Here is a 2,839-nt window from a genome sequence, read left to right as displayed (position 1 = left end):
TCAGATAATGCTTCTTGATATGGGATGGAAGGTTCAAGTGAAACAATAGGATCTATTTCATATTGTTTGATAAGGTCATGTAAATATTCATCATTACATGTAGCTCGGAGTATTACTTTAAAAGTATCTGCTTTAATTAGCCCCTGTTTGAGTAAAGAAGACAGAGCATCGAAAAATGGTATCGGATTTCTTTCAGAAAGATCGATAACGCCGCTATGGACTAATGTAAACCGCTTGTTATTGGGTGTACATCCAGTAATTGCTTCAGCTTTAGAAAAAATTTCTTCATCATAGCCGTTCTCAATTAAGCTGAGTCGTGATGATGGAAGTTATTGTCAAATCTGGTGTTTGAGCATTAAATCAAGCGGCGACTTGGTTGTCTGATATTACTTCAATACCGTCTTTAAACTTAATACCTTTGATGACCTTGCCCAGGAAACCAAAGCCTCTTAATTTTCTCCATTTTCCTTCAGCACACTGACTCAGTTTAAACATCATATGCAGCATGCCGTCACGCGAGAGACAACCTTTTGCACGCTTTGTTCTGTGACGTATGGTACCGAAAGTTGATTCTATCGGGTTGCTAGTTCTTATGCTCTGCCAATGCTGAGCAGGATAATCATAAAAGGCCAGCAACTCTTCTTTGTCTTTCTGTAAACACAAGGTTGATTTTGGGAATTTGGCCTCATAGGTTGTTATAAACAAATCAAAGGATTCTTCAGCATCCTCTTTTGTCTCTGCTTGCCAGATTTCATGCAATGCCTGTTTGGCTTTGGGCTGCGATGATTTGGGCAGCTTATTCAATATATTGGCCGTCTTATGTACCCAGCAACGTTGATGGCGTGTGGTGCTGTATACTTCATCCAGGGCTTTCCAAAACCCCAGGGCGCCATCGCCGATTGCCAACTGCGGGGCGTTCATCCCTCGATGCTTGAGTTTCAGCAAAACTTCTCGCCAGCTTTGCGTCGATTCTCGAACACCATCTTCAATAGCTAGAAAGTGCTTTTGTCCTCGTTCGTTAACACCAATTATGACCAGCGCGCAAAGTTTAGTGTCTTCTGATCTTAATCCTGAGTAAATACCATCAGCCCATATATAAACCCATTGATCTTTGTCCAACGGCTTATGTTGCCATTGCTGATATTCTTGCCCCCATTCCTGCTTCAAGCGTGAGATCGTGCTGGCCGATAAGCCTTGCGCGTCATTACCAACCAGTATTTTCAGCGCTTCACCCATCTCACCAGTTGAGATGCCTTTGAGATATAACCACGGCAGGCTGGCTTCTACCGATTTTGCTTTTCTAACATAAGGCGGAACCAGTGCAGAATGAAAAGTCACTGGCTTTCCTTCTCTGCTGCGTACTTTGGGTATCTTCACGGGTACAGAGCCAATGCCAGTCAGTATCTTTCGTTCTGGGTGATAACCATTACGCACTACTGATGCTCTACCATCATCAGTTGATTGGTTACTGTAAAGCCCCATAAAAACAGCCAGCTCGGCTTGCACTGCCTGATGAATTAGTTGCTGCGCTCCCGTTTGTAACATCTCCGTTAGTGCATCGGTGATTGTGTCTCGATCTTTTATTTCAACAACGTTATTATTACTCATGTGGCGTATCCCTATGGGTTGGTTTAATGTCTGCTAACATCAAACTTAACCAGATACGCCGCTTTTTTTCAATACGCTAAACACTAGATTCAACTATAACTCATAAAAAGTAGATAATACATAGTTAGCGAATAGAATTCGACTCTGTACTTACACCAAATTCATCTATACTAAATTTAAGTTGCAACAATTGATACCATCCATTTTTTACTTGAGGATTAATATGAAATACCTTGTCACTATTCTGGCACTAATGGCTGTTTTCTTCACCGGCATTGTTCATGCCAGTGAAAAAGTCCCCTATACTGGTCAGATTAACTTTGTCCAGAACTATAACCGGATCACCCCATCTATTGCCATATCTGGCCTTCTTGGTGCTGATGGTGTAGCTGAATTGGCAATCTTTAATTTCAAAACAATTATTGATATGCGTACAAGCAGGGAAGGTACCGACGAAGAAATGACATCTGTTAAAGACGCTGGTATGGAGTATATCAATGTACCCATAACAGTAAAAGGTATTAGTGAAGAACAGCTGGCAGATTTTACAAAACAGTTTGAATCGGCGGAGAAACCTATTTTAATTCACTGCAACTCTGGTAACCGGGCTGGCGCAATGTGGGTAACTTATCAAATCAGCAAAGGTGTTGATCCTGAAAAAGCCATTGCGCAAGGTCGCAAGGTGGGTATGCGCCCAGCGTATGAAGAAAAAATCAGAGCAGCCATGCTAGGCCAATCAATAGAAGCCCCGTAGATTCTAAGGAGTGGTGCCCCTATTAATAGTCGCGCAACTGACAGCCAACTAAACCGTCAGTATGCGTACAATGACATTACTTGTTTCGAAGATAAATAATGTGTCCGCAGAATTCCGGTCATTGAGCCAAGTCGCGACACCTATCAAATATTGCAGCTTTCTGTGAGCTCCACATCAAGAAAAACGCCAGGTTCAGGTTGAATTGAGCGCAATTGTTCGAGCAATTGTGTAAATCTATCTTCTGTAAAAGGAGAATTAGCAGAAATATCAAAGCCTGATGCAATACAAGCGGTTCCACCACCTTCAATAGGTATAGCAATCTCGTTTGGCACAAGAACAATAAATTTATTCACTAAACCGCTGCCAATGGCATGACCTATAATTTGGAGAACGGAAGCTACAGTCATGTCGACTGATCCGCTGCCATTACTGCCAATACTGATGTTTGCTGCGCGTTCTTCGGCGAAAGCTGCAGTA

Annotated in this window: 3 protein-coding genes; 1 reads left to right on the top strand and 2 read right to left on the bottom strand. The window is 42.2% G+C overall.

All coding sequences use genetic code 11. The features are described from left to right. Positions 1 to 360 precede the first annotated feature (360 nt). Positions 361 to 1,608: an IS256 family transposase gene (locus Q0688_RS23315; protein ID WP_299082964.1), complete on the bottom strand. Its 1,248-nt coding sequence runs from the start codon at positions 1,606 to 1,608 to the stop codon at positions 361 to 363. A gap of 223 nt (positions 1,609 to 1,831) precedes the next feature. Between Q0688_RS23315 and Q0688_RS23310 the strand changes: the two genes are divergently transcribed. Then, complete coding sequence (locus Q0688_RS23310; protein ID WP_299082962.1) at positions 1,832 to 2,362, top strand: sulfur transferase domain-containing protein; 531 nt, start codon at positions 1,832 to 1,834, stop codon at positions 2,360 to 2,362. Positions 2,363 to 2,505: 143 nt separating this feature from the next. On the opposite strand, the gene Q0688_RS23305 is transcribed toward Q0688_RS23310, so the two are convergent. Further along, positions 2,506 to 2,839, bottom strand: a 334-nt coding sequence (locus tag Q0688_RS23305; protein ID WP_299082960.1) for a hypothetical protein, incomplete at its 5' end; no start/stop codon positions are given.

This window comes from uncultured Paraglaciecola sp., from assembly GCF_937123705.1.
Classification (GTDB): Bacteria; Pseudomonadota; Gammaproteobacteria; order Enterobacterales; family Alteromonadaceae; genus Paraglaciecola.
This window is presented reverse-complemented; position numbering and strand designations above follow the sequence as displayed.

Bases quoted from the DNA above. Each gene is read 5' to 3' on its own strand.
- Q0688_RS23310 (WP_299082962.1), top strand. From the start codon at position 1,832: ATGAAATACCTTGTCACTATTCTGGCACTAATGGCTGTTTTCTTCACC.
- Q0688_RS23315 (WP_299082964.1), bottom strand. From the start codon at position 1,608: ATGAGTAATAATAACGTTGTTGAAATAAAAGATCGAGACACAATCACC.